The organism is Flavobacterium sp. ST-158, from assembly GCF_058309975.1.
In genome coordinates, this window is record NZ_JBZEEN010000007.1 from 73213 (window position 1) to 97794 (window position 24582).

31 protein-coding genes and 4 tRNA genes are annotated in these 24582 nt (G+C 33.2%); 31 read left to right on the forward strand and 4 right to left on the reverse strand.

What is annotated here, in order from left to right:
- Window positions 1-25: 25 nt before the first annotated feature.
- Window positions 26-499 (reverse strand): DUF4890 domain-containing protein, encoded by a 474-nt coding sequence (locus tag AC4FRF_RS11610; protein WP_491159723.1) that lies wholly within the window; start codon window positions 497-499, stop codon window positions 26-28.
- 174 nt (window positions 500-673) lie between these two features.
- The gene (gene lysS / locus AC4FRF_RS11615) at window positions 674-2377 is read right to left on the reverse strand and encodes a lysine--tRNA ligase (RefSeq protein ID WP_491159724.1); all 1704 of its coding nucleotides are present in this window, start codon (window positions 2375-2377) and stop codon (window positions 674-676) included.
- Window positions 2378-2756: 379 nt separating this feature from the next.
- On the opposite strand from lysS, the gene AC4FRF_RS11620 reads away from it, so the two are divergent.
- The 11 genes from AC4FRF_RS11620 (at window position 2757) to lipB (ending at window position 9004) form a co-directional block, all read left to right on the forward strand.
- Window positions 2757-3281, forward strand: coding sequence for a hypothetical protein (locus tag AC4FRF_RS11620; RefSeq protein ID WP_491159725.1), 525 nt, complete (start codon window positions 2757-2759; stop codon window positions 3279-3281).
- Between the two features lie 140 nt (window positions 3282-3421).
- Entirely contained in the window at window positions 3422-3577 is a 156-nt protein-coding gene (locus AC4FRF_RS11625; protein WP_491159726.1) for a hypothetical protein, read from the forward strand.
- Window positions 3578-3732: 155 nt separating this feature from the next.
- A complete protein-coding gene (locus tag AC4FRF_RS11630) occupies window positions 3733-3897 on the forward strand; it encodes a hypothetical protein (RefSeq protein WP_491159727.1) in 165 nt (54 codons plus the stop codon).
- A gap of 61 nt (window positions 3898-3958) precedes the next feature.
- The gene (locus AC4FRF_RS11635) at window positions 3959-4717 is read left to right on the forward strand and encodes a hypothetical protein (protein ID WP_491159728.1); all 759 of its coding nucleotides are present in this window, start codon (window positions 3959-3961) and stop codon (window positions 4715-4717) included.
- A 27-nt stretch (window positions 4718-4744) separates the two neighbouring features.
- Complete coding sequence (locus AC4FRF_RS11640) at window positions 4745-5290, forward strand: RNA polymerase sigma factor (protein ID WP_491159729.1); 546 nt, start codon at window positions 4745-4747, stop codon at window positions 5288-5290.
- A gap of 23 nt (window positions 5291-5313) precedes the next feature.
- Window positions 5314-5586 (forward strand): hypothetical protein, encoded by a 273-nt coding sequence (locus AC4FRF_RS11645; RefSeq protein ID WP_491159730.1) that lies wholly within the window; start codon window positions 5314-5316, stop codon window positions 5584-5586.
- A gap of 2 nt (window positions 5587-5588) precedes the next feature.
- On the forward strand, window positions 5589-6080 hold the full coding sequence (locus tag AC4FRF_RS11650) for a hypothetical protein (RefSeq protein WP_491159731.1): 492 nt from the start codon (window positions 5589-5591) through the stop codon (window positions 6078-6080).
- Between the two features lie 87 nt (window positions 6081-6167).
- Window positions 6168-6932, forward strand: a complete 765-nt coding sequence (locus tag AC4FRF_RS11655; protein ID WP_491159732.1) for a YHYH protein — start codon at window positions 6168-6170, stop codon at window positions 6930-6932.
- A 4-nt stretch (window positions 6933-6936) separates the two neighbouring features.
- Entirely contained in the window at window positions 6937-7545 is a 609-nt protein-coding gene (locus tag AC4FRF_RS11660) for a toxin-antitoxin system YwqK family antitoxin (RefSeq protein ID WP_491159733.1), read from the forward strand.
- Window positions 7523-8185 carry an SCO family protein gene (locus AC4FRF_RS11665; protein ID WP_491159734.1) on the forward strand — a complete coding sequence of 221 codons (663 nt, stop codon included), beginning with the start codon at window positions 7523-7525 and terminating at the stop codon, window positions 8183-8185. The genes AC4FRF_RS11660 and AC4FRF_RS11665 overlap by 23 nt, the downstream gene beginning before the upstream one ends.
- 117 nt (window positions 8186-8302) lie before the next feature.
- Window positions 8303-9004 carry a lipoyl(octanoyl) transferase LipB gene (lipB, locus tag AC4FRF_RS11670; protein WP_491159735.1) on the forward strand — a complete coding sequence of 234 codons (702 nt, stop codon included), beginning with the start codon at window positions 8303-8305 and terminating at the stop codon, window positions 9002-9004.
- Window positions 9005-9139: 135 nt separating this feature from the next.
- Here the strand turns inward: lipB and rnhB are convergent, their stop codons facing one another.
- A complete protein-coding gene (gene rnhB, locus AC4FRF_RS11675) occupies window positions 9140-9799 on the reverse strand; it encodes a ribonuclease HII (protein WP_491159736.1) in 660 nt (219 codons plus the stop codon).
- 173 nt (window positions 9800-9972) lie between these two features.
- Here rnhB and AC4FRF_RS11680 point away from each other — a divergent pair, with 173 nt between their 5' ends.
- The 4 genes from AC4FRF_RS11680 (at window position 9973) to AC4FRF_RS11695 (ending at window position 14068) form a co-directional block, all read left to right on the forward strand.
- Window positions 9973-11946: a putative porin gene (locus AC4FRF_RS11680; protein WP_491159737.1), complete on the forward strand. Its 1974-nt coding sequence runs from the start codon at window positions 9973-9975 to the stop codon at window positions 11944-11946.
- A gap of 12 nt (window positions 11947-11958) precedes the next feature.
- Entirely contained in the window at window positions 11959-12441 is a 483-nt protein-coding gene (locus tag AC4FRF_RS11685; protein WP_491159738.1) for a 3'-5' exonuclease, read from the forward strand.
- A 72-nt stretch (window positions 12442-12513) separates the two neighbouring features.
- Entirely contained in the window at window positions 12514-13785 is a 1272-nt protein-coding gene (locus AC4FRF_RS11690; RefSeq protein ID WP_491159739.1) for a DUF2851 family protein, read from the forward strand.
- Window positions 13786-13840: 55 nt separating this feature from the next.
- Window positions 13841-14068 (forward strand): PspC domain-containing protein, encoded by a 228-nt coding sequence (locus AC4FRF_RS11695; protein WP_491159740.1) that lies wholly within the window; start codon window positions 13841-13843, stop codon window positions 14066-14068.
- 70 nt (window positions 14069-14138) lie between these two features.
- Here the strand turns inward: AC4FRF_RS11695 and AC4FRF_RS11700 are convergent, their stop codons facing one another.
- Entirely contained in the window at window positions 14139-15776 is a 1638-nt protein-coding gene (locus AC4FRF_RS11700) for an amino acid permease (protein WP_491159741.1), read from the reverse strand.
- 142 nt (window positions 15777-15918) lie between these two features.
- On the opposite strand from AC4FRF_RS11700, the gene AC4FRF_RS11705 reads away from it, so the two are divergent.
- The 16 genes from AC4FRF_RS11705 to rplL all read left to right on the forward strand — a co-directional run bounded on the left by AC4FRF_RS11705 (window position 15919) and on the right by rplL (window position 24347).
- Entirely contained in the window at window positions 15919-16800 is an 882-nt protein-coding gene (locus AC4FRF_RS11705) for a ComEA family DNA-binding protein (protein ID WP_491159742.1), read from the forward strand.
- Window positions 16801-16818: 18 nt separating this feature from the next.
- Window positions 16819-17961: an acyl-CoA dehydrogenase family protein gene (locus AC4FRF_RS11710; protein ID WP_491159902.1), complete on the forward strand. Its 1143-nt coding sequence runs from the start codon at window positions 16819-16821 to the stop codon at window positions 17959-17961.
- A 120-nt stretch (window positions 17962-18081) separates the two neighbouring features.
- On the forward strand, window positions 18082-18276 hold the full coding sequence (gene rpsU / locus AC4FRF_RS11715; protein ID WP_035659878.1) for a 30S ribosomal protein S21: 195 nt from the start codon (window positions 18082-18084) through the stop codon (window positions 18274-18276).
- A gap of 74 nt (window positions 18277-18350) precedes the next feature.
- A complete protein-coding gene (locus AC4FRF_RS11720) occupies window positions 18351-19259 on the forward strand; it encodes a tyrosine-type recombinase/integrase (RefSeq protein WP_491159743.1) in 909 nt (302 codons plus the stop codon).
- Between the two features lie 19 nt (window positions 19260-19278).
- Entirely contained in the window at window positions 19279-19581 is a 303-nt protein-coding gene (hpf, locus tag AC4FRF_RS11725; protein ID WP_073240954.1) for a ribosome hibernation-promoting factor, HPF/YfiA family, read from the forward strand.
- A 91-nt stretch (window positions 19582-19672) separates the two neighbouring features.
- Window positions 19673-19746 (forward strand) — tRNA-Thr (locus AC4FRF_RS11730).
- A 28-nt stretch (window positions 19747-19774) separates the two neighbouring features.
- Window positions 19775-19855, forward strand: a tRNA-Tyr gene (locus AC4FRF_RS11735).
- Between the two features lie 85 nt (window positions 19856-19940).
- Window positions 19941-20012: transfer RNA gene (locus tag AC4FRF_RS11740), tRNA-Thr, on the forward strand.
- A 54-nt stretch (window positions 20013-20066) separates the two neighbouring features.
- A complete protein-coding gene (gene tuf, locus AC4FRF_RS11745) occupies window positions 20067-21254 on the forward strand; it encodes an elongation factor Tu (protein ID WP_491159744.1) in 1188 nt (395 codons plus the stop codon).
- Between the two features lie 53 nt (window positions 21255-21307).
- Window positions 21308-21378, forward strand: a tRNA-Trp gene (locus AC4FRF_RS11750).
- 19 nt (window positions 21379-21397) lie between these two features.
- Window positions 21398-21595 carry a preprotein translocase subunit SecE gene (gene secE / locus AC4FRF_RS11755; protein WP_486243137.1) on the forward strand — a complete coding sequence of 66 codons (198 nt, stop codon included), beginning with the start codon at window positions 21398-21400 and terminating at the stop codon, window positions 21593-21595.
- Window positions 21596-21603: 8 nt separating this feature from the next.
- Window positions 21604-22155, forward strand: a complete 552-nt coding sequence (gene nusG / locus AC4FRF_RS11760) for a transcription termination/antitermination protein NusG (RefSeq protein ID WP_491159745.1) — start codon at window positions 21604-21606, stop codon at window positions 22153-22155.
- A gap of 66 nt (window positions 22156-22221) precedes the next feature.
- Window positions 22222-22659, forward strand: a complete 438-nt coding sequence (gene rplK, locus AC4FRF_RS11765; RefSeq protein WP_071185147.1) for a 50S ribosomal protein L11 — start codon at window positions 22222-22224, stop codon at window positions 22657-22659.
- Between the two features lie 13 nt (window positions 22660-22672).
- Entirely contained in the window at window positions 22673-23362 is a 690-nt protein-coding gene (rplA, locus tag AC4FRF_RS11770; RefSeq protein ID WP_491159746.1) for a 50S ribosomal protein L1, read from the forward strand.
- A gap of 22 nt (window positions 23363-23384) precedes the next feature.
- The gene (gene rplJ, locus AC4FRF_RS11775; RefSeq protein ID WP_491159747.1) at window positions 23385-23888 is read left to right on the forward strand and encodes a 50S ribosomal protein L10; all 504 of its coding nucleotides are present in this window, start codon (window positions 23385-23387) and stop codon (window positions 23886-23888) included.
- A gap of 87 nt (window positions 23889-23975) precedes the next feature.
- Window positions 23976-24347 carry a 50S ribosomal protein L7/L12 gene (rplL, locus tag AC4FRF_RS11780; RefSeq protein ID WP_408081203.1) on the forward strand — a complete coding sequence of 124 codons (372 nt, stop codon included), beginning with the start codon at window positions 23976-23978 and terminating at the stop codon, window positions 24345-24347.
- The last annotated feature ends 235 nt before the right edge of the window (window positions 24348-24582 follow it).

A 24582-nucleotide genomic window follows, 5' to 3' on the forward strand; every position in this document is an offset into this window, starting at 1 on the left:
TATGAATTAATAATCAAGAATGGATTTATTTTTTTACCGCACTACTGTCTTTGTGTTTCATGTCTTTTTTCATTCCATGAAGACCGTGATTTCTCATGCCTTGACGGTGGTGTTTTTTTATTTCTTCCCATTTTTTAAATTGGTCTGCTGAAAGAATTTTTTTCATTTTTGACTTCATTGCAATTTGATCGTCAAGCATTTTACTTTTCATTTCAAAGATTTGGTCAGAAGTAGGTTTTTCTGTTTTTTCTTTTCTGTTTTTCATAAAGGCTTCTCTTTTTGCTCCTTGTTCAGCAATCATTTTGCTTATTTCTTTTTGCTGATTAGCATCCAAATCCAATTCTAAAGTCATTTTTTTCAACATCAGTTGATTGCGTTGTTCTGGTGTGAATTTTTCCATTGGATTTCTTTCTTGTCTTGCAGGTTTGTCCTTTTTTTCTTGGCCATAAGTGGTTGCGCTTATGATTGCAATTAGAGCAAGTGTGATTAATTTTTTCATAATGTTTGTCTTTTTAAGTTTTTTAATTAAGACAACAAAATGTATTAATAGTTTAATTCTTAAGAATTAATTATGATTTGTAAATATAAATGAAAATAGAAAGATTGTTGGATATAAGAATAAAAAAAGGAACTCCGCTAAGAAGTTCCTTTTGTATATTCTATTTATTTCATGTTATTCTACTAGTTCTACTACTTTACTTTCACCATCCACAGCTACTTTAGTCAAACCGTGTTTCGATAAGTTTTTCATGGAAACATCCCATTTTTTACCGCTTAAACCAGCTATAGATTTAAGTTGTACCAAATCCATTTTGTTTTCGCTTCCTTTCAATAAGTCTAAAATTACTTTCTCTTCAGGAGTTAATTCTAACTGAATTTGTTTTTTCTCTGGTCTCATTTGTGGAAATAATAAAACTTCTTGGATAGAAGCGTTATTGGTCAAGAACATCATTAAACGGTCCATTCCAATTCCTAATCCTGATGTTGGAGGCATTCCGTATTCTAAAGCTCTTAAGAAATCTTCATCGATAATTCCGTTAGCTTCATCATCTCCTTTTGCAGCTAAACGCATTTGGTCTTCAAAACGCTCTCTTTGATCAATTGGGTCATTTAATTCCGAATAAGCATTGGCAACTTCTTTTCCGCAAACCATTAATTCAAAACGCTCTGTCAGCTCCGGATTGTCACGGTGCTCTTTACAAAGCGGTGACATTTCTTTTGGATAATCGGTAATGAATGTTGGCTGAATATAATTTCCTTCGCATTTAGCGCCAAAAATCTCATCAATCAGTTTTCCTTTACCCATGGTTTCATCCACTTCAATTCCCATTCCTTTAGCGGCTTCGTATAATTCGGCTTCGCTTTTTCCGGAAATATCAAAACCTGTAAAGTGTTTGATGGAATCCGTCATCGTTACACGAGCAAAAGGCGTTTTGAAACTAATTTGGTTTTCACCAAAAGTCACATCGCTCGTTCCATTTACACTAACCGCACAATGCTCTAGCAAACGCTCCGTGAAATCCATCATCCAGTTGTAGTCTTTGTAGGCTACATATATTTCCATAGCGGTAAATTCAGGATTGTGAGTTCTGTCCATTCCTTCGTTACGGAAGTTTTTCGAAAACTCATAAACACCATCAAATCCACCTACAATTAATCTTTTTAAATATAACTCATTCGCAATACGCATGTACAACGGAATATCCAATGAATTATGATGTGTAATAAACGGACGAGCTGCTGCTCCACCAGGAATCGATTGTAAAACCGGAGTTTCCACTTCAAGATATCCAGCATCGTTAAAGAAACCACGCATCGCGTTGAACAATTTGGTTCTTTTGATAAAGGTTTCTTTTACCTGTGGATTTACCGTTAAATCTACATAACGCATACGGTAACGCAATTCGGCATCGTTGAAAGCATCAAAAACTTTTCCGTCTTCATCTACTTTTGGTAATGGTAGTGGACGTAATGTTTTGCTTAAAAAAGTAAATCCATCTACACGAATACATTGTGCACCTACTTTAGTGGTGAATAATTCGCCTTCAATTCCGATATAATCACCTAAATCGGTTAGTTTTTTAAACACCTGATTGTACAAGGTTTTATCGTCGCCTTCACACAAAACATCGCGGTTCACGTACAATTGAATACGGCCTTCGCTATCCTGCAATTCGGCAAAACAAGCTTTACCCTGATCTCTAACACTCATCAAACGTCCTGCAACAATCACGCGTTTTCCTTCTTCAAAAGTATCTTTAATTTGTTTTGAAGTATGATTTACAGCGAAAAGATTAGCAGGATAAGGATTGATTCCTAAGTTGCGTAAAGATTGAAGTTTTTCTCTTCGGATGATTTCTTGTTCTGATAATGCCATTATAGTCTGATTTTTAAGACCGCAAAGATAAGCAAATTTGAAAATGTAGCAATTTGAAAATTTGAAAATGATTTTTGGATTTTTAGGAGCAGAAAATTCCCGTTTTTTATCATGATTTGTCCTGCTGTATACTCTATCTTTTAATCTCGTTTGAAGAACGAGATTAAAAGGATGTCGTTTCCATCAGGGTTAAATAACAACTATTGTTTTTGTAGAACGTTTTTCCTGCAAGGTTTTAGTAACCTTGCAGTATTAAAAAAATGAATTTAATTTTGAAAGATATTATTTCTTTTTAAATGAATATAATTACTTATTTTGCGTCAGAATTTTTTTAGAATAGAAGGACGTTTAACAGTTAAGAAAAAACCAAATAATACCCATGAAAAAAATTGTAGTTGTTTTGTTGTTAACCCTTATACCAAGTTATTCCTATTGTCAATTTCATTATTTTTATTTTGGAGGAGGAAATAATGGTTATAGTGAGTTGAGGTATCAGGATAAATATTATTCAGTGAATCCGAGAGGATTAAAGCAGTTTATTGCGGAAACTGAAATGCCAAATGAATTGAAAACCGATTTAACGCAGCAAGTACATAAAATAGCCAACAAAAAAACAATTTCCAATGTGGTAGGTTATGGTCTTTTTTTAAGCGGTGCAGCAATAATGCTAAACGAGGGATTAAGTAAGAAAGAAGGTGAAGATATGAAATCGGCGACTCTTTTTAAAGGATTAGGCATAGCTGCTCTTGGAGGTGTTTTACATCTTATCATTGCTCCTGGAAAAAAAGATTATTTTAATATTATAAACAGATTCAATGAAGGCAAAGATGGTGATAAATTGAAACTTTGCTTTAAAGTGGATTATGATAAACAAATGAATTACGGTCTTGCCTTGTCTTTCTGATAATAAAAAAAAGTGACCCAATTACGACAAAAATTAATCAAATTATCTGTGTAATTCTTCTAAGCGTAACTTTCGTAAGTTGCAACTTTACCGAAAACATCGATGTTCAGCCTGACGGTTCCGGAAAATTTTCATTAGAAATGGATGGGGCAGGTTTGCTGGCGATGGCGGGAGATAAATTAGGAAATGAATTAGGTATGAAAAATAATGCTAAGGCAATAGATTCTGCTTTTCCGTTTAAAGAGATTTTTGAAACTAAAAAAGACAGTATGGTTAAGTTGTTTCTAGAGCAATAAGAGGCTTTGGGAAAATTTGAAAATGTGGTAATTTGAAAATTTGAAAAAGATTTTTTGTTTTTTAGAAGCAAAAAAATAAAGTTTTTTTAAAATGACCGCAAGAATAGAAATGGATTTGCGTCTAAATACTATCTATTAATTTAAAATATTTAGTTATGAAAAAAACGCTGTATGTAATTATTTCATTTTTAGCAATTGTTTTGTATTTAGTTTGCAACTATTCTGATGATTTTTCTACTACAGAAACAACTGTTTTTAATATGAATAAAAAAACATACGGTCCACCACCGCCTAATGGATTTTTACATATAGCTCGTTAGAATTGAGGATTGACAAAAAAAATTAAACCAAACTTTCTATATTTGGTAAAAAATAAAAATTATGCAATTCTTCCAAAAATCCATTTTATTATTTGTTATTATAGTATTAGCAAGCTGCAACTTCACTGAAAACATAGATATTCAACCAGACGGAACAGGAAAATTTTCTTTAGAAATGGATGGTGCTGGATTGATGGCGATGGCTGGTGATAAACTTGGAGATCAATTTGGAGCTAAAAATAATGCAAAGGCAATAGATTCTACTTTTTCATTCAAAGAAATTTTTGAGGCTAAGAAAGATAGTATCGCTAAGTTGTCTGCAGAGCAGCAAACGGCTCTGAAAAAGTTGGAAAGTTTTGTAATGAAAATTAAAATGAATCCCGAAGCCAAACAATTGTTGTTTTCGATGGATACAGAGTTTCAAAATGTTTCAGATATTCAGAATATGATGAATGGTATTAAAACTCTCAAAGATTTAAAAGGACAATCTGACAATAAGAAATTAGCAGACCCAATAAATGAAAGCATAAATAATAATGCAAAAATTGACTATTCATATAATGGTAAAACCTTTGTTAGGAAAGCAATTATTTCTAAAGACCAACTTCAAAAAATTAAAGCAGATTCGACAGGAATGGCTAAGATGATTTTTGCATCGTCTAAATATACTTTGAAATATCATTTTCCTAAAGCGGTAAAGTCAGTTTCAAATCCTGATGCGCTTTTTAGTGCCGATAGAAAAACCATTACGGTAGAATATCCTTTTACGGATTACACTGAAAATCCCGAGAAATTGAATCTTAATGTAGCTTTTGAATAAAATACAAAAGCGCAATCAAGTGTTAGAATGAATTTGAATACTACTGATTTTACGGAATTATACCAGCAATACAATGCTCTTGTGTACAACCTAGCACTCAGTTATGTTCAAAATGCAGAAGATGCAGAGGAAATTACTCAGGATGTTTTTATTCAATTGCATCAATCGATGGCTGGTTTCAAAAATCAATCGTCGTTAAAAACATGGATTTATCGCATTGCTATTAATAAGAGTTTGGATTATTTGAAACATAAAAAAAGTCAAAAACGTTTTTTTATTTTTGGTAAGCGCTCAGAGAATGAATTCGAAATTCAAAACATTTCAAATTTTGAACATCCGGGTATTTTATTAGAGAATAAGGAAAAATCTAAAGTGCTTTTTGGCGTTATTAATCAATTAGCTGCAAATCAAAAAACAGCTTTCATTTTATCTAAAATAGATGGATTAAGTAATCCTGAAATAGCCACTATTATGGAGCTAACAGTTTCATCTGTAGAATCATTGCTTTTTAGAGCTAAAGAAAATCTTAAGAAAAAATTAGCAGATAAATTTGAAGAGTACCACAAGAATTAATAATAATTATAGTCTAATATAGTATGGAAAAGGAAGAATGGATAACTGAAATTTTGGACAGTACGAACCAAATCGTAAAAGTAAGTCCGGATGATGCTTTGTTTTTTAAAATTCAAAACCAATTGGAAACCAAAAAAACAATAGCAAAAGAATGGGTTTGGCTGGCAGCAGCTTCGATTGTAATTTTAGTAACCATCAATGTAAGATTGGTTTATAAAGAAATAAAAACGTCAAAAACAACTAATGAAATTGCTTTAGTTGCTGTTATTTCAGATTCAAATCAATTATACAAATAATTATGACTAAGATAAAAGTACTAATCGTTTCCGTTATAACTCTAGTTATACTTAATGTGGGGTTATTGGTGTTTTTTATGGTTTTGAAACCAAGGTTGGATGGCGTGAATAGAGAAGGGCCTCGAAAAATAATTATCGAAAAACTTCATTTTGATGCCAATCAACAAGAAGAATATGCTGTTTTAATTCAAGAACATAGAAATGTTATTGAAGCTATTGAACGTCAAATTAGATTAAACAAAGAAAAACTTTATAGGCTATTGTTAGCACCAAAAGTCAATGAAAAAGCGAAAGACAGTTTGATAAATGTGCTTGCGAATTGTCAGCTACAAATTGAAAAAACACATTTTGATCATTTTCAAAAAATAAAATCACTTTGTGAATCTACCGAGCAAAAAGAGGATTTTGAAGCATTAACAAAAGAATTAGGAAGACTTTTTTCTGGGAAAAGAAGATTGCAAGCTGAGGAAAATAGACCAAGAAGACCAGAATAAAACTTTTTTGAAAAAAAATAAAAAAGACCGCAGGAATGGAAAAGGATTTACGTCTAAATAGTATTGATTAATTTTAAATATTTAGTTATGAAAAAATCAGTGTACTCCATGATTCCATTTTTATTGCTTGTTTTGTTTTTAGCTTGTAGCAATTCTGAGGATCCTTTTACAGGAGAAGAGGAAGAAACAACAACAACAACAACAGTTCCTGATGTGTATAAAAAAATATACGGTGCTACAAGCATCACTTCAGATGGAACTTATGTAACAATTAAGACCAACGGGCAACCGGATCATAAAAGTATTTATTATCCTACTTCTAATGCTAAATATGAAAATTTTAGCGGAACTACTTTTGGCGGAACTACTTTTCATAAAAATCCTAATAGTATCAGCACAACTTTAGCTTTTACATTCAAAATTCCATTGCATCCTGTTGTGGCAAGTAGTCATTCTGCGACACCGCTTGGAGCGATAGGAGTTTCCATAAACGGAGTGCCGTTTTTTAATCAGTATGCAGGGCCTAATTTACCACTTACTAATGAGGTAACTTCATTTGACCAATATTGGGGACACCCTCAAGCTACAGGAATTTATCATTACCATGTGGAACCTATTTATTTAACGGAAACCAAGGGAAAAGAAGCTTTATTAGGTTTTTTGTTAGATGGTTTTCCTGTTTATGGCCCAGAAGAAAATGGAGTGGCAGTGACAGGATTAGATGTTTATCATGGTCATACTTCGGCTACTGCAGATTATCCTGATGGGATTTATCATTATCACATTACCAACACCGATCCATACATCAATGGAAATGGTTTTTATGGAACAGCAGGAACGGTTTCAAATTAATCTAATGAAATGGAATATTTTTCAAATACCAATTAATGGTTTACTGTTTTTGGCGGTAGCTTTCTTTTTGAGTTGTAAGCAAAAAAATGAAACAATTAGAATACCCAATACAGTTCCTTCAATTTATACTTTGGCTTCTGATTCGGGATTTCATTTCAATCAGGATACTTTGTATTGGAAAACTAAAAAATATTCGGGTAAACAGTATTTTTTATATCCCAATAAAGATACAGCATTTGTAAAGTCTTATTTAAATGGTATGCTGGAAGGTGAGCAAAAGCAATGGTATCCTAGTGGTGTTCTGGCCGAAAAGCGTTTGTATATTTCCAATAAAAAAGAAGGAGAGCATCAGGGTTGGTGGGATAACGAAAAACCTAGGTACCGCTATCAATTTTATAATGATGATTATCATGGTGAAGTTTTGGAATGGTACTATACAGGACAACTCTTTAAAAAATTCCATTACGAAAACGGACATGAAGAAGGAAGTGAGCGACTGTGGTATGAAAACGGAACGGTGCGAGCTAATTATGTGATTAAAAAAGCTAAGAAATACGGTTTAATCGGAATTAAATTATGTAAAAATCCTTATGAAAAAGTTGCTGAAAAATAAGTTTGGAGTTGGAATAATTATTTTGCTGATGTTGTTGTCTTGCCAAAAAAACAAACAAGAAGAGGAAGGCGGTTTGCCTTTTTTTAATACACCTGAATTCACGCCAGAATGGATTTCTAAAGAAAGTCCGGAATATGTTCAAATCCATACGATTCCTGCTTTTTCATTAATCAATCAAAACGGTCAAAATATAACCGAAAAAACAGTTGAAGGTAAGATTTATGTAGCTAATTTTATGTTTACCAGTTGCGGGAGTATTTGTCCCAGAATGACCGATAATATGAAAATCCTGCAAGATAAATATGCAAATGACCCAAAAGTAGTATTGCTTTCGCATTCGGTTACACCTGAAATTGATAATGTGAAAAAACTCAAAGAATATGCGGTTTTAAAAGGCTGTATTTCGGGTAAATGGCATTTGCTTACCGGGAATAAAAATGACATTTATATGTTGGCTAAAAAACAGTATTTTGCTGGTGATTCCATAGGGTATTATGGAAAATTAAATGATTTTTTACACACCGAAAATTTTATTTTAGTAGATGATAAACGTCACATTCGCGGGGTTTATAATGGTACTTTACCCGTCGAAATGGATCGAATTATAGAGGATATTACAACTTTAAAAAAGGAAAAATGATTTTAATTAATCATAAAATTTCCTGAGTTTGTGAGTTCTTAGTAAATCAAAATATTTAATCGTACTTTTGCCTTTTACCAATAACTGAACGAAAAACTTCGTTTTTTGACGAGACAAATGAACAAAATTATCCAACTTCAAGATTTAGGTAACCGAGATTACAAAAGTACTTGGGAATACCAAGAAGAATTGTTCAAAGGAATTGTAGATTTGAAAATTCAAAATAGAAGGGAAGAAACGAATTTGCCAACACCCAATTATTTTCTTTTTGTAGAACATCCACATGTGTATACTTTAGGGAAAAGCGGCGATTTTGAAAATTTATTATTGTCCGAAAAACAGTTGGAGGCCAAAGGTGCTACTTTCTACAAGATTAATCGTGGTGGTGATATCACTTATCATGGACCTGGGCAAATTGTGGGTTATCCTATTTTGGACTTAGAAAATTTCTTTACGGACATTCATAAATATCTGCGTTTTCTAGAAGAAGCTATTATTTTGACATTAGCAGAATATGGTATTGTCTGTGGACGCAGTGATGGAGAAACAGGTGTTTGGCTAGGAGTAGGAACACCATTTGCCCGAAAAATTTGCGCCATGGGCGTACGAGCTTCACGTTGGGTAACGATGCATGGTTTTGCCTTAAATGTCAATGCCGATTTGGGTTATTTTGATAACATTATTCCTTGTGGAATTCGCGGAAAAGCAGTCACCACTTTAAACGTAGAACTTGGCGTAGAAAAAGTAGATGAGGAAGAAGTGAAAGCAAAAATTCTAAAACATTTCAAAGAATTGTTTGAAGCTGAATTCGAGGTTTAACCGCAAAGGTCACAAAGTAGGCACGAAGTTCGCAGAGATTTAATGGACTTAATTGAGTGAATAAAGAATTAAGTTCTAGAGGTGAAGCTTAAAAAACTTATGTGACTTATATGGTTTAAAAAAAAAAATCAGCAATTATAAGTCTAAAGTAAGTTGTTCTGGTAATAATCTAAAACTCATGCGGTGGTATTTGCAGGGGCCGTATTTTTTGATGGCTTCTCGATGTTCTTTAGTGGGATAACCTTTATTTTTTTTCCAATTGTACATCGGGAATTCTTCATGGATTTTGTCCATATATTCATCTCTGTAGGTTTTGGCCAATACCGAAGCCGCAGCAATACTCAAATATTTAGCATCTCCTTTTACAATACTTTGATTAGGGATTGATTTTAGCAATTCAATTTCTGTAGTAGTAAATTGTTTTCCGGTAGTGTTTTTAAGTCCTAGTTTAGCATTCAAGCTTCTGTTTCCATCCACAATAATAAATTCAGGAACTACATTTAATTTTAAAACCGATTCCTGCATGCCTTTCATAGAAGCATTCAGAATATTGATTTCGTCAATTTCATTTGGGAATAAATGTGTTACGGCAAAACTAACAGCCTGTTCTTCGATTACAGGACGTAATTTTTCTCTAACTTTTTCTGATAATTGTTTACTGTCATTTAAGATAGAATTGTTGAAGTCTGTAGGCAGGATTATTGCAGCTGCGGTAACAGGTCCAGCAAGGCAACCGCGACCCGCTTCGTCGGTTCCGGCTTCAAGAAGGAGTTTAGAAAAAGTAGGAGCAAGCATATTGATTGTTTTTTGAAAAGCAAAGATTATAAAATTTTTAAGATAATTGTTCGTTAATCTAACGTTTCCTTAAAAAGAACTGCTAATTAAGATGTTTTTTTATACGTTTTTATCGTTTACCTTTGCCTCAATTTTAGTTTTAAAATAAAAGCCCAATTTTATATCTGTTCCGAATGAGAATTCTCTTTTTATTATATTTTTTAGTATTGCCCACGTTGATGTTCTCTCAAGATGATTCTAGAGAAGAAGCTCCCAAAAGAAGTTTTTCGGATAGGTTAAAAGGCGGAAAAGAAAAAGATACAGCTAAAGTGGCCTCAATTGACATGTATCGTTTTATTTCTGTAGAACGAGATACGACTTATTTAGATACTACACTAACTGTTGAAAAAGAATACAGTCATAATTATCTTAGAAAAGATCTTTTTGGATTATTAGCTTTTCCTAATGAAGGGCAAGCTTACAACACGCTTCAATATAGCTTAACGGATTATTCTCCTTTTCCGGAAATGGGTTTTACAGCTAAACATTTTAATTTTTTAAAAGCTAATCAAATTCGATATGCTTCGGTAGCGACTCCTGTAACCGAATTATTTTTTAAATCGACTTTAACTAAAGGGCAATCGGTAGATTCGTTTTTTGCAGTGAATCTTTCGCCAAATTTAAACTTGTCCATTGCTTATAAAGGATTGCGTTCCGAAGGAAAATATATCAATCAGTTAACAAGTACTGGAAGTTTTCGTTTTACGATGAGTTATAATACTTCAAGCAAACGTTATTTTATTAAATCGCATTTTACCTCTCAAGATGCTTTGAATGAGGAAAATGGAGGGATAACAACAGTAAGTGATTTTGAAGATGGCGATACTAAATACACAAACAGACAGCGTTTGCAGGTGTATTTAACAGATGCGGAGTCTTTTATTAGAGCCAAACGTATTTTTGTAGATCATATTTTTAGGGTGAATCCAAAAGAGACAGCGAACAATTTATATGTAACGCATCAATTTAATTATGAAAACAAATATTTTGAGTATTCTCAACCTACAATATTGTCGGCTGTAGGAACGCAAGCTGTTTCTCGTTTTGGTGATGCTATTGTAACTTCGGGACTTAAAGATCAAACACATTATAATAAAATGTATAACAAAGCTGGTTTGGTTTATGAGAATACTACACTCGGAAAGTTTCAGTTTTTTGTAGATGATTTTAGAAGTAATTTTTATTATTATCGAATTTTAATCAAAGATGATGTTGAAAATCCTTCTAGTGTATCAACAAAAGTAATTCCTTCTACTTTGTCCCGAAACATTAATAATGTTGGCGGGCAATATGAATATTGGAAAAATAAATGGCATGGTAAATTTTTACTTTACAAATCGATTAGCAAACAATCGATTTCTAATTTAGATGCTAAACTGAACTATGATTTGAATGATGATTTTCAGTTTGTTTTCGGATATCAAAATCTAAGCAAATTACCAAATGATCTTTATAATTTGTATCAAAGTGAATATGTAGCTTACAATTGGTCAAATAACTTTAAAAACGAAAAAATCAACGTGATTAGTGGAGATGCTACTACTCCATGGTTTAATGCTTCTTTGCAATTATCAGCTTTAACTGATCATTTGTATTTTGAAAATGCAGCTACTGATGATAGTCAGCAAATAGTAGCACCAAGTCAATTTGGGGGAACTATAAAATATCTTTCGCTTAAATTGAGCAAAGAGTTAACTTTTGGAAAATTCGCTTTAAATAATACGGTTTTATATCAAAAAGTAGATCAAAGTCAAGCCGTTTTAAATGTGCCTGATTTGGTGACTCGAAATACTTTTTACTTTTCAAGTTATTTCTTTAATAGAGCGTTGTTTTTACAAACAGGATTAACGTTAAATTATTTTACGAATTATTATGCAAATGATTACAATCCAGTAATTGGAGAATTTTTTGTTCAGGATAAAAAGCAAATAGGGAATTATCCAAATTTGGATTTCTTTATTAATGCTAAAATTCAACGAACTAGAATCTATATCAAAGCCGAACATTTTAATGCGGCCTATACAGGTTATAATTATTTTTCAGCTCCTAATAATCCGTATCGTGATATGACTATTCGTTTTGGATTAATCTGGAATTTTTTTAATTAGAATAATATAACAATGACCTTCACTGCTATCGATTTTGAAACAGCTACTTCTTTTCATCCTTGTTCTGTGGGGATTGTAATGGTGGAAAATGGGATTGTTATAGATGAATATGTTACGTTAATCCAGCCGCCAAATAATTTGTACAATCCTTATACGATACAAGTTCATGGTATTTATCCGAGTGATACCGTCAGAGCGAAAAATTTTCTTCAAGTATTTCCTGAAATTCAAAAAAGACTTCAAAACAGAGTTGTAGTAGCACATAATGAGAGTTTTGATCGCAATGTATTAGTAAAGTCTATGGCTTATTATGGCTTAAATTATGCCGATTTGAACATTGCCTCACGTTGGGAATGTACGGTTAAAATTTATAAGGCTAAAGGAGTAAAACCAACCAAACTCAGTGATTGTTGCCGTCAAATGAATATTCAGTTGAATCATCATGAAGCCTTATCAGATGCCAGAGCTTGCGCTAAATTATATTTGATGCAGTAATAAAATCTTTTCTAATAAGCTAGTCGTGTAAGTTTTTTCATTAAATTAGTGTGATCAATCTAAATCTTTGTTATGAAAGAAGATTTTTTACATTATTTATGGAGGTATAAAAAGTGGAATACACTTGATTTAAAAACGAGTACAGGTGAAACAATTAGTATTGCTAATGTTGGTCAGTATTTAGAACAAGCAGGGCCGGATTTTTTTAATGCACAAATTAGTATTGGGAATCAAAAATGGGCTGGTAATGTTGAAATTCATATCAAATCTTCTGATTGGTATGTACATCATCATGAAATAGATGCTGCTTATGAAAATGTAATTCTTCATGTAGTTTGGGAGCATGATACTGAAGTTTTTAGAAAAGATAACTCTGAAATCCCTGTTTTAGAACTTAAAAATTATGTTGATAAAGATGTATTAACGAATTATCAAAGATTACTTACTCCTAAATCTTGGATTTTTTGCGAAAAACAATTACAAGATTTAGATGATTTTGTTTTAAAAAACTGGCAAGAGCGTTTGTTTTTTGAGCGTTTAGAACGAAAATCCAAAGCTATTTACGATTTGTTAGAACAAACCAATAATGATTGGGAAGCGGTGTTGTTTTGTATGCTTGCTAAAAACTTTGGTTTGAATACTAATGGTGATGTTTTTTTTAAAATTGCTCAATCAATTCCTTTTTCGGTTATAAGAAAAGAAAGCTTTGAAGTCGAAAATCTAGAAGCACTTTTGTTAGGGAAAGCCTCTTTGTTAGATATTGAAAAGGAAGATAATTATTTTAAAGATTTAAAATTTAGATACTATTATTTATTGCATAAATATCAATTAGATGTTAGAAGTGAAGGATTGGTTCAGTTTTTTAAACATCGTCCGGATAATTTCCCGACCATTCGATTGTCTCAATTAGCACATTTGTATCATTTATATCAAAATTTATTTTCACAACTCATTAATACTTCAACGCTTGACGCAGTTTATCAGCTTTTTCAAGTTAGTCCATCATCTTATTGGGAGAACCATTATCAATTTGATAAAGAAAGTCCGAAGAAGGCAAAAAAGTTATCAAAATCCTTCATCGATTTATTACTCATTAATACCGTTATCCCAATTCAATTTGCTTATGCTAAAAGTCTTGGAAAGGAAATTTCAGATGACTTGATTGCAATTTTAACCGCTGTAGCTCCAGAAAAAAATAGTATTATTGATAAATTTAAAGCTTTTGGAATTAGGGCAAATAATTCATACGAAACCCAATCCTTGTTGCAGTTAAAAAACGAGTATTGTGTAACCGGTAAATGTTTGGATTGTGCAATTGGGATGGAATTATTAAAGAACTCTTAGTTTGCTTATTTGCCACTATAATTTGTAAATTTGCTCACATATAAAAATAGCAAGAATGTCAGCAATTTTAAAACTCAAGTTTTTTTTCGAAAAATATGGATTTCAAGTTTCATCGCGTCTTGCTGATAAATTAGGTATGCGAGTAACTAGTGTTCGCTTGTTTTTTATTTATATTTCTTTTGTAACTGTAGGGTTGGGATTTGGAGTCTACTTAACGTTGGCTTTTTGGATACGATTAAAAGATTTAATAAGGTCTAAGCGTACTTCGGTATTTGATTTGTAAATTTAATTTATATAAAAAAGGGACTCTAAATATTTTTTAGAGTCCCTTTTTTATTGGGTATATTTTTAGATTATTTAGATTTTTTATAACTGTAACCATAAACAAAGGCATGGATTATAGCGAAAAGTAAAGAGAAATAAAATAAATAAAGATCATTTAGATTTGGATCACTATGATGGATAAAAGCAATAATGATAAGTATAATCACCATTCCTAATCCAGAACCAGCAACTGTTTTTTGGTTTTTCAAACTAAATTGTCCTTTGTTTAAAGCGCTGTTTTTCATTCCGTAGAAAATATACAAGTCAAAACCAATCATCATCCAAACAATAAGTCTTATCCATGTGTCTAATGGTAAAAATACCATCATGAACAAACAAACGGCTACTCCAGCAATTGGAACAAAAGGAACAAGTGGTGTTCTAAAAGCTCTTGGTGCATCGGGCATTTTTTTACGCATAATTAATACGCCTAAGCAAACTAAAATAAAGGCAAATAAAGTTCCAATACTGGTCATTTCTCCAACTACTCTTGCGGGGATAAAGGCTGCAAAAATACTTACGATAACCATAAATAATAAGTTGTTTTTAGCAGGTGTTCTAAATTTAGAATGTACTTCTGAAAACACCTTTGGAATCAACCCATCTTTACTCATAGAGAAAAATACGCGGCTTTGCCCCATTAAAAGGACTAAGATAACAGAAGAATATCCTCCTAAAATGGCTAATAAAATAGCATTGTTCAGCCAAGGATAAGCAGGAGTAATCATACCGTTAGCGCCTGTAGGTCCCATAGCTTCAACGGCAATGGCAACAGGTGCAATTCCGTCTTTTCCAGCAAAAGCCTTATAGTTTATAACTCCTGTCATTACATGGGCAAATAAAATATATAATACGGTACAAATAGCTAATGATAATAAAATACCAATAGGCATATCTCTTTTTGGGTTTTTTGCTTCTTGAGCGGCAGTAGAAACCGCATCAAAACCGATATACGCAAAGAATACAATTGCTGCAGCTCTAATGATTCCAGAGAAACCAAATTCGCCAAATTTTCCAGTATTCTCAGGGATGTATGGGCTGTAGTTTTCGGGTTTGATATATTGCCAACCTACAGCAATAAATGTTAGTACAACAGAAACTTTTAGTAAAACGATAATTCCGTTAATAAAAGCAGATTCTTTTGTGCCTTTTATTAATATTAAGGACATTAACATGACAATAAAAACGGCAGGAATGTTGATTATCCCTCCTTCAAAAGGCGAAAGCATATAGGAATCACTAATGTGTATACCATATCCTCCTAATAATTTTCCTAAATAACGAGACCAACTTATGGATACCGTAGCAGCTCCTACTGCGTATTCTAGTACTAAGTCCCAACCAATTATCCAGGCTATAAATTCTCCCATGGTTGCAAATGAATAGGTGTAAGCACTTCCGGCAACGGGAATCATTGAGGAAAATTCAGCATAACATAGACCCGCAAAAATACATCCAAAGGCTGCTATAAGAAACGAAATGGTAATGGCAGGGCCGGCATTTAATGAAGCGGCCAGACCTGTTATTGAAAATAATCCAGCCCCAATGATGGCTCCAATACCTAAAGCAACGAGGCCGGGAGCGGTTAGGGTTTTTTTTAATCCTTTTTCAGAATCTTCGGCTTCGGCTAAAAGTTGGCCCAATGGTTTTCTTTTCCAGATAGACATGTTTTTTTGTTTTTTAGGTTATGGTTTTTCAAAAGTATAGTTTTTTATGAAAAAACAATAATTATGTTTTTGAATTAGTCTTATATCATTGTAATTATTTATAAATTTAGCTTTTGCTTAGTATTGATGATTAGATATTTTTATGAAAAACAGAAGTAGTTTTCAATTTTCGAAAGAACAACAAAGAGGAATTCTGGGTTTGTTTCTTATAATTATTGTCATTCAATTTGTTTGTTTTTTTGTAGATTTTAAAACAACTCCAAAAGAAAGTCTTGAAGAACAGCAATGGCTTTTGTTAGATAATGAAATAAAAAATATTGAAAAAGAACAAAATCAAAAGGAGACTAAAATTTATCCCTTTAATCCTAATTTTATTTCAGATTATAAAGGCTATAAATTAGGAATGTCTGTTGCTGAAATTGATAGACTATTTGCTTTTAGAAAGGAAAATAAATATGTGAATTCGGCTAAAGAATTTCAGATTGTAACGGGCGTTTCTGATTCTTTGTTGGCGGTTATTGCTCCTTATTTTAAATTTCCAGATTGGGTTAAAAATAAAGCAATTTCTAAGTCAGCAGGTTTTTCGAATACAAAGTCAGAGTATTTTTCGAAAAAAGAAAAAATCATTGTTAAAGATATTAATCAGGCTACGCAGGAAGATTTAATTAAGATTTACGGAATTGGAGAAGCTATTTCGCTCCGAATTTTAAAATTTAAAGAGCGTTTAGGAGGTTTTGTTTCGATGAATCAAATGAAAGATGTTTGGGGATTATCTCCCGAAGTAATAGAAAAGTTGAACATAAGCTTTAAAGTTAGTGCGCTTCCAGATTTCAAAAAAGTAGATATCAATAATGCTTCCGTGAAAGAATTAGCTAGGTTTCCTTATTTTAATTATAATTTGGCGCGAGAAATTGTAATTTATAGAAGTATGAACGGAGATATAAAAAATACTTCTGATTTATTAAAAATTAAAGGGATGCCTATTGAAAATGCAGATATTATAGCCTTATATTTGGACTTTTAAAAATAATAAGCCAGAATGATGTATTTTGATACTAGTGAGACGCAAAATATGATTGCGCAATCTATAAGGGATTTTGCTGAAAAAAACATGAGACCTTATATAATGGAATGGGACGAAGCTCAGGTTTTTCCAGTTCCGTTGTTTAAGAAATTAGGCGAAATGGGGTTTATGGGTGTTTTGGTTCCCGAGGCGTTAGGTGGTTCTGGATTGGGATATCACGAATATATTACTATTATAGAAGAAATTTCTAAAGTAGATCCTTCAATAGGTTTGTCGGTGGCGGCACATAATTCTTTATGTACCAATCATATTTTAACTTTTGGAAATGAAGAACAAAAAAAGAAATGGATTCCAAAATTAGCTTCGGGTGAACATATTGGTGCTTGGGGATTAACAGAGCATAATACAGGATCGGATGCTGCAGGAATGAATACTACAGCTAAGAAAGAAGGTGATTATTGGGTTGTTAATGGAGCAAAGAATTTTATCACACATGCTATATCTGGAGATGTTGCTGTGGTAATTGTTCGTACGGGTGAAAAAGGAGATTCGAGAGGAATGACTGCTTTTGTTTTTGAAAAAGGAACGGCAGGATTTACTTCTGGAAAGAAAGAAAATAAATTAGGAATGCGTGCTAGTGAAACAGCCGAATTGATTTTTGATAATTGTCGTATTCCAGATGCTAATAGGTTAGGTGAAGTAGGTGAAGGTTTTATTCAAGCAATGAAAATTCTTGATGGCGGGCGGATTTCTATTGGAGCTTTGTCGTTAGGAATTGCAAAAGGGGCTTATGAAGCAGCTTTGAAATATTCTAAGGAAAGACATCAGTTTGGAAAAGCAATTTCTGAATTTCAAGGAGTTTCTTTTAAGTTAGTGGATATGGCTACTGAAATTGAAGCTTCGGAATTGTTGTTGCACAAAGCAGCTTTCCTGAAAGAACAGCATCGTCCAGTTACTACAGCAGGTGCTATGGCTAAAATGTATGCTTCTGAAGTATGTGTGAAAGTAGCTAATGAAGCTGTGCAGATTCATGGAGGTTATGGTTTTACCAAAGATTTTCCCGTTGAGAAATTTTACAGAGATGCTAAGCTCTGTACAATTGGAGAAGGTACTACAGAGATACAAAAAGTGGTGATTTCTAGAAATATTCTAAAAGGATAGGAACGAAAGTTATAGAATTCGCTGGATAAATAGCTTTTTTGAAATTAATTACAATTTATAACTTGTAATTCATAATTAATTTTTACTTTTGCAGCCTTAACGAGAGGAGGTGTCAAAATTATGTTAATTATACCAATTAAAGACGGAGAAAATATCGATAGAGCATTAAAGCGCTATAAAAGAAAATTTGATAAAACTGGAACTGTTCGTCAATTAAGAGCTCGTACGGCTTTCATTAAACCGTCAGTTAAAAACAGAATGAAATTCCAAAAAGCAGCTTACATCCAAGGTTTGAAAGATAGCTTAGAGAGTTAGTAGTTTTCTTTTTGAAACAAATATAACCGTTAGTGGTCAGATTTTTTATAAATTTGATGCTAACGGTTTTTTTTATGGCTACAAACTTAGAAGCATTTGCGGATTATTTACAAAAGGAGAAAAAATACTCCTCGCATACGCTTGGCGCTTATGTGAAAGATGTGTCTGATTTTCAGAAATACAATATTGTGAATTTTGAGCAAGAAGATATAAGTCGTGTAGAGTATACTCAAATACGATCTTGGGTTGTTTTTTTAGTAGAAGGTGGTTTGTCTGTTATTTCTGTAAATAGAAAAATAGCTTCGCTAAAAGCATTTTATAAATTTCTTTTAAAAATTAAATGTATCGAAGTGAGTCCTTTGTTGAAGCATCGGGCTTTGAAAGTGTCTAAAAAAGTTCAGATTCCTTTTTCGGAAAAAGAATTAGAATCTGTTTTGAGTGAGGTTGGTTTAGGAGATGATTTTGAAGCAGTGAGAGATCGCTTGTTGATTGAGTTGTTGTATTCAACAGGAATTAGGCGATCGGAACTGATTAATTTAAAGTTGGATGCGGTTGATTTTTCTAATGCTACTATTAAAGTTTTGGGTAAAAGAAATAAAGAGCGGCTGATTCCGATTTTGAAAGTGGTCTTAGGGCAAATGCAGTTGTATCTTAAGGAGAGGAACGGTTTAGAAGTGGTTAAGGATGAGGCTTATTTTTTTTTGACAAAAAAAGGTTTAAAATTAAGTGAATCTTTTGTGTATCGCTTAATAAATTCTTACTTTAGTAAAGTCTCCGAAAAGGTAAAAAGAAGTCCGCATATGTTAAGGCATACTTTTGCAACTCATTTATTGAATAACGGAGCTGATTTGAATTCAGTTAAGGAGTTGTTAGGGCATTCTAGTTTAGCTTCAACGCAAGTTTATACTCATAACAGTTTGTTGGAGTTGAAAAAAGTTTATGTTGGTGCGCATCCTAGAGGTGGTGATGATTCTAAAGTTTAACCATAAAAAAATATTGATTATGAAGGTAAATGTTCATGCCGTTAACTTTGCAGTTGATGGAAAGCTAGTAGATTTTGTTCAAGGTAGAATGGATAAATTAGAAAAGTACTACGATAGAGTGGTTTCTTCAGATGTTTATTTGAAAGTTGAGAAAACAAGTGAAAAGGAGAATAAAATTGTAGAGGTTAAAATAAATGTGCCTGGAGATGATTTTTTGGTAAAAAAACAGTGTAAAACCTTTGAAGAGGCAGTGGAATTGTCGGCAGAATCATTGGAGCGTTTGCTTGTAAAAAGAAAAGAAAAAATAAGAACACATATATAATTTAAATTTTTTTCAAAAAATGTTTTGATTGAGAGATAAAATCTATACATTTGCAGTCCGTTAGAAATAGCGGACTTTTTTTATTGAAAATGCCGATGTAGCTCAGCTGGCTAGAGCAGCTGATTTGTAATCAGCAGGTCGTGGGTTCGAGTCCCTCTATCGGCTCTTTTTGAAATATTGAAATTATTGGTTAGGGGAGATACTCAAGCGGCCAACGAGGGCAGACTGTAAATCTGCTGTGAAAACTTCGCAGGTTCGAATCCTGCTCTCCCCACAAAATGAAGTTTAAGCTTTTGGATTTTAAATTTTAGATTGGCAAATCTAAAGTTTGGGTTTGAAATCTAAATTAAGAACTCTCTGCCGGTGTAGCTCAGGGGTAGAGTGCTTCCTTGGTAAGGAAGAGGTCTCGGGTTCAAATCCCGACATTGGCTCAAATAAGTAGGAAATTGAAATTAATATATAACTAAGATTAAAAATTAAGTAAAATGGCAAAAGAAAGTTTTAATCGTTCGAAACCACACTTAAATATTGGTACTATCGGACACGTAGATCACGGAAAGACTACTTTGACTGCTGCAATCACTAAAGTATTATCTGATGCAGGATACTGTCAAGCTAAGTCTTTTGATCAAATTGACAACGCTCCGGAAGAGAAAGAAAGAGGTATTACTATTAATACATCTCACGTAGAGTATGAAACTGCTAACCGTCACTACGCTCACGTTGACTGTCCAGGTCACGCGGATTACGTTAAGAACATGGTTACTGGTGCTGCTCAAATGGACGGTGCTATCTTAGTAGTTGCTGCTACTGATGGTCCAATGCCACAAACTCGTGAGCACATCCTTTTAGGACGTCAAGTTGGTATTCCACGTATCGTTGTTTTCATGAACAAAGTGGATATGGTTGATGATGCTGAGTTGTTAGAGCTTGTAGAAATGGAAATTAGAGATTTATTATCTTTCTATGAGTATGATGGAGATAACTGTCCAGTTATTCAAGGTTCTGCTTTAGGAGGATTGAATAATGATGCTGCTTGGGTTCCTAAAATTCTTGAATTAATGGAAGCTGTTGATGCTTGGATCGAAGAGCCAGTACGTGACGTAGCTAAACCATTCTTGATGCCAGTTGAGGACGTATTTACAATTACAGGTCGTGGAACTGTTGCTACAGGTCGTATCGAAACTGGAGTTGCTAATACTGGAGATCCCGTTGAAATCATTGGTATGGGAGCTGAAAAATTAACTTCTACAATTACAGGAGTTGAGATGTTCCGTAAAATCCTTGATAGAGGTGAAGCTGGAGATAACGTAGGTTTATTGTTAAGAGGTATTGATAAAGCTGATATCAAACGTGGTATGGTTATTATTAAGCCAGGTTCAGTTAAACCACACTCAACTTTCAAAGCTGAGGTTTATATCTTGAAAAAAGAAGAAGGTGGTCGTCATACACCATTCCATAATAACTACCGTCCACAGTTCTACGTACGTACAACTGACGTAACAGGAGTTATTACTTTACCAGAAGGTGTAGAGATGGTTATGCCAGGGGATAACTTGACAATCAATGTTGCTTTATTGTCTCCAATTGCTATGAACGTAGGTTTACGTTTTGCTATCCGTGAAGGTGGTAGAACTGTAGGTGCGGGTCAGGTAACTGAAATCGTAGAGTAATTTTCTATAAATAAATTGACACAGTAGCAACTTAGGTTGCTACTGTGTTTTATACGGGCGTAGTTCAAGGGTAGAATAGCGGTCTCCAAAACCGTTGATGGGGGTTCGAATCCCTCCGCCCGTGCAAAAAAAAATATATCATAATGGCAAAAATTGTTAATTACATATCAGAAGCATTTGAAGAATTGAAGTCAAATGTAACTTGGCCAGAATGGGCTGAGGTGCAAAGTCTAACAATTATTGTGGCTGTTTTTTCGGTATTATTTGCTTTGGCAACATGGGGAGTAGATGAGTTTTTTGCAAAAGCATTAGCAGGATTTTTTAACTGGTTAAAAGCTTAGGTTTTATTATGGCAGATAATAATGTTAAAAAATGGTATGTTGTTCGAGCGGTAAGTGGGCAAGAAAATAAAGTAAAGGCATATATAGAAACAGAAATCTCTAGATTAGGGATGGCTGATTATGTGTCTCAAGTTCTTGTTCCTACTGAGAAAGTAGTATCAGTAAAGGATGGTAAGAAGTTAGTTAAGGAGAAAGTGTATTTTCCTGGCTATGTTATGATAGAGGCAAATTTAGTTGGAGAGATTCCTCATATTATTAAATCAGTTACAAGTGTAATTGGTTTTTTAGGTGAAACTAAAGGTGGTGAACCTGTTCCGCTTAGATTATCAGAAGTTAATAGAATGCTTGGTAAGGTTGATGAATTAGCTGTAAATACAGATACTAAATCAATTCCATTCAACTTAGGTGAAACGGTTAAGGTTATTGATGGGCCTTTCAATGGTTTCAACGGTACAGTTGAAAAAATTAATGAAGAAAAGCGTAAACTTGAAGTTATGGTTAAGATTTTCGGTAGAAAGACACCATTAGAATTAAGTTTTATGCAAGTAGAAAAAGTATAATTTTCGTTACACTATAATAATCACTTCAATTGCTTCCGTAAATTGTTGTGTTAAATTTTTTAAAAAATGGCTAAAGAAATTAGTAAGGTAGTTAAACTACAAGTTAAGGGAGGTGCTGCGAATCCGTCGCCACCGGTTGGACCTGCTTTAGGAGCTGCTGGGGTTAACATCATGGAGTTCTGTAAGCAATTTAATGCTAGAACACAAGATAAACCTGGCAAAATATGCCCAGTACAAATTACTGTGTATAAAGACAAATCATTTGATTTTGTTGTTAAGACTCCTCCTGCAGCAGTTCAATTATTGGAAGCTGCAAAGCTAAAATCTGGTTCAGGTGAGCCTAATCGTAAAAAAGTAGCTAGTGTTACTTGGGAACAAATTAGAACTATTGCTGAAGACAAAATGCCAGACTTAAATGCTTTCACGATTGAGAAAGCTATGAGTATGGTTGCTGGAACAGCTAGATCTATGGGTATAACTGTATCAGGAGACGCTCCTTTTTAATTAAGAGAAAGACATGGCAAAATTGACAAAAAAGCAAAAAGAGGCTGCTTCAAAAATTGAAAAGAACAAGTTGTATTCTTTAAAAGATGCTTCGGCATTGATTAAAGTTATTGCTTCTGCAAAATTTGATGAGTCTGTTGATATCGCAGTTCGTTTGGGTGTAGATCCAAGAAAAGCGAATCAAATGGTGAGAGGTGTAGTAACATTGCCTCATGGAACTGGTAAAGATGTAAAAGTATTGGCATTAGTTACTCCAGATAAAGAAGCTGAAGCTAAAGAAGCTGGAGCTGATTACGTTGGATTAGACGAGTACTTACAAAAAATTAAAGACGGTTGGACAGATGTTGATGTAATCATCACTATGCCTGCTGTTATGGGTAAATTAGGTCCGTTAGGTCGTATTTTAGGACCTAGAGGTTTAATGCCTAACCCTAAAACAGGTACTGTAACTATGGATGTTGCAAAAGCTGTTACAGAGGTAAAAGCTGGTAAAATTGACTTTAAAGTTGATAAAACTGGTATTGTACATGCAGGAATTGGTAAAGTTTCTTTTGGAGCGGAGCAAATTTATGACAATGCACACGAAATTATTCAAACATTAATCAAACTTAAGCCAACTGCTGCTAAAGGTACCTACATTAAAGGTATTCACCTTACAAGCACAATGAGTCCTGCTATTGCATTAGACCCAAAAGCAGTATAATTGGTAGTTAAAAATTTTTAGTATGACTAGAGAAGAAAAATCAATCGCGATTGAAGATTTAACTGCACAGTTAGCTGGTACAAATATTATTTATGTATCTGATATTTCTGGACTTGATGCAGAAACAACTTCAAACCTAAGAAGAGCTTGTTTTAAAGCAGGAATTAAATTAGAAGTTGTAAAAAATACTTTGCTTGCAAAAGCTATGGAAGCTTCTGATAATGATTATGGTGATTTACCTTCAGTATTGACTGGTAATAGTGCTATTCTTATTTCAGATGTTGCTAATGCGCCTGGAAAAGTTATTAAAGACTTTAGAAAAAAAGCAGCAAAACCTATTTTAAAAGGAGCTTACGTAAATTCTGAGATTTATATTGGTGATGATCAGTTGGATACATTAGCAACTATTAAATCTAAAGAAGAGCTTATTGGAGAAATCATTGGATTACTTCAATCACCTGCTCAAAAAATTATTTCTGCACTTCAAAACAAATTTGCTGGAGAAGAAGCAGAAACAGAAGCATAATAAAACTGAGTTTGCGCTCGGGTTTATTTTAAATTGCGCACAATAAATAAATTATAATTTCACAAATCATTTTAAAAGATAGAAAAAATGGCAGATTTGAAACAATTCGCAGAACAATTAGTTAACTTAACTGTAAAAGAAGTTAACGAATTAGCAACAATATTAAAAGATGAGTACGGAATCGAACCAGCTGCTGCAGCTGTAGTAGTTTCAGGAGGTGGTGCAGGAGATGCTGCTGAAGAAGCTCAAACTGAATTTACAGTTGTATTAAAAGAAGCTGGAGCTTCTAAATTAGCTGTTGTAAAATTAGTAAAAGAATTAACTGGATTAGGTCTTAAAGAAGCTAAAGACGTAGTTGACGGTGCTCCATCTAACGTAAAAGAAGGTGTTTCTAAAGAAGAGGCTGAAGGTCTTAAAAAATCATTAGAAGAAGCTGGAGCTGTAGTTGAGCTTAAATAAGTTTAAACAGTTTTAAGAACTAGGTTTAGGTATTAAGTTAATCACTTAATGCCTAAACCATTTTTCGTATAATAAAATAGTTCAAATTTTATTATTGTAATAGTTTAAAAATACCAAAAAGTTTTTGATCAATACGAAGAAAAAAAATGATACTGTATTTTATATCAGTTTGTTTTTAAAGATGTATTGATTCTAAAAAGAAAGTATCAATTAAACAATGTGTTTTACACAAAAA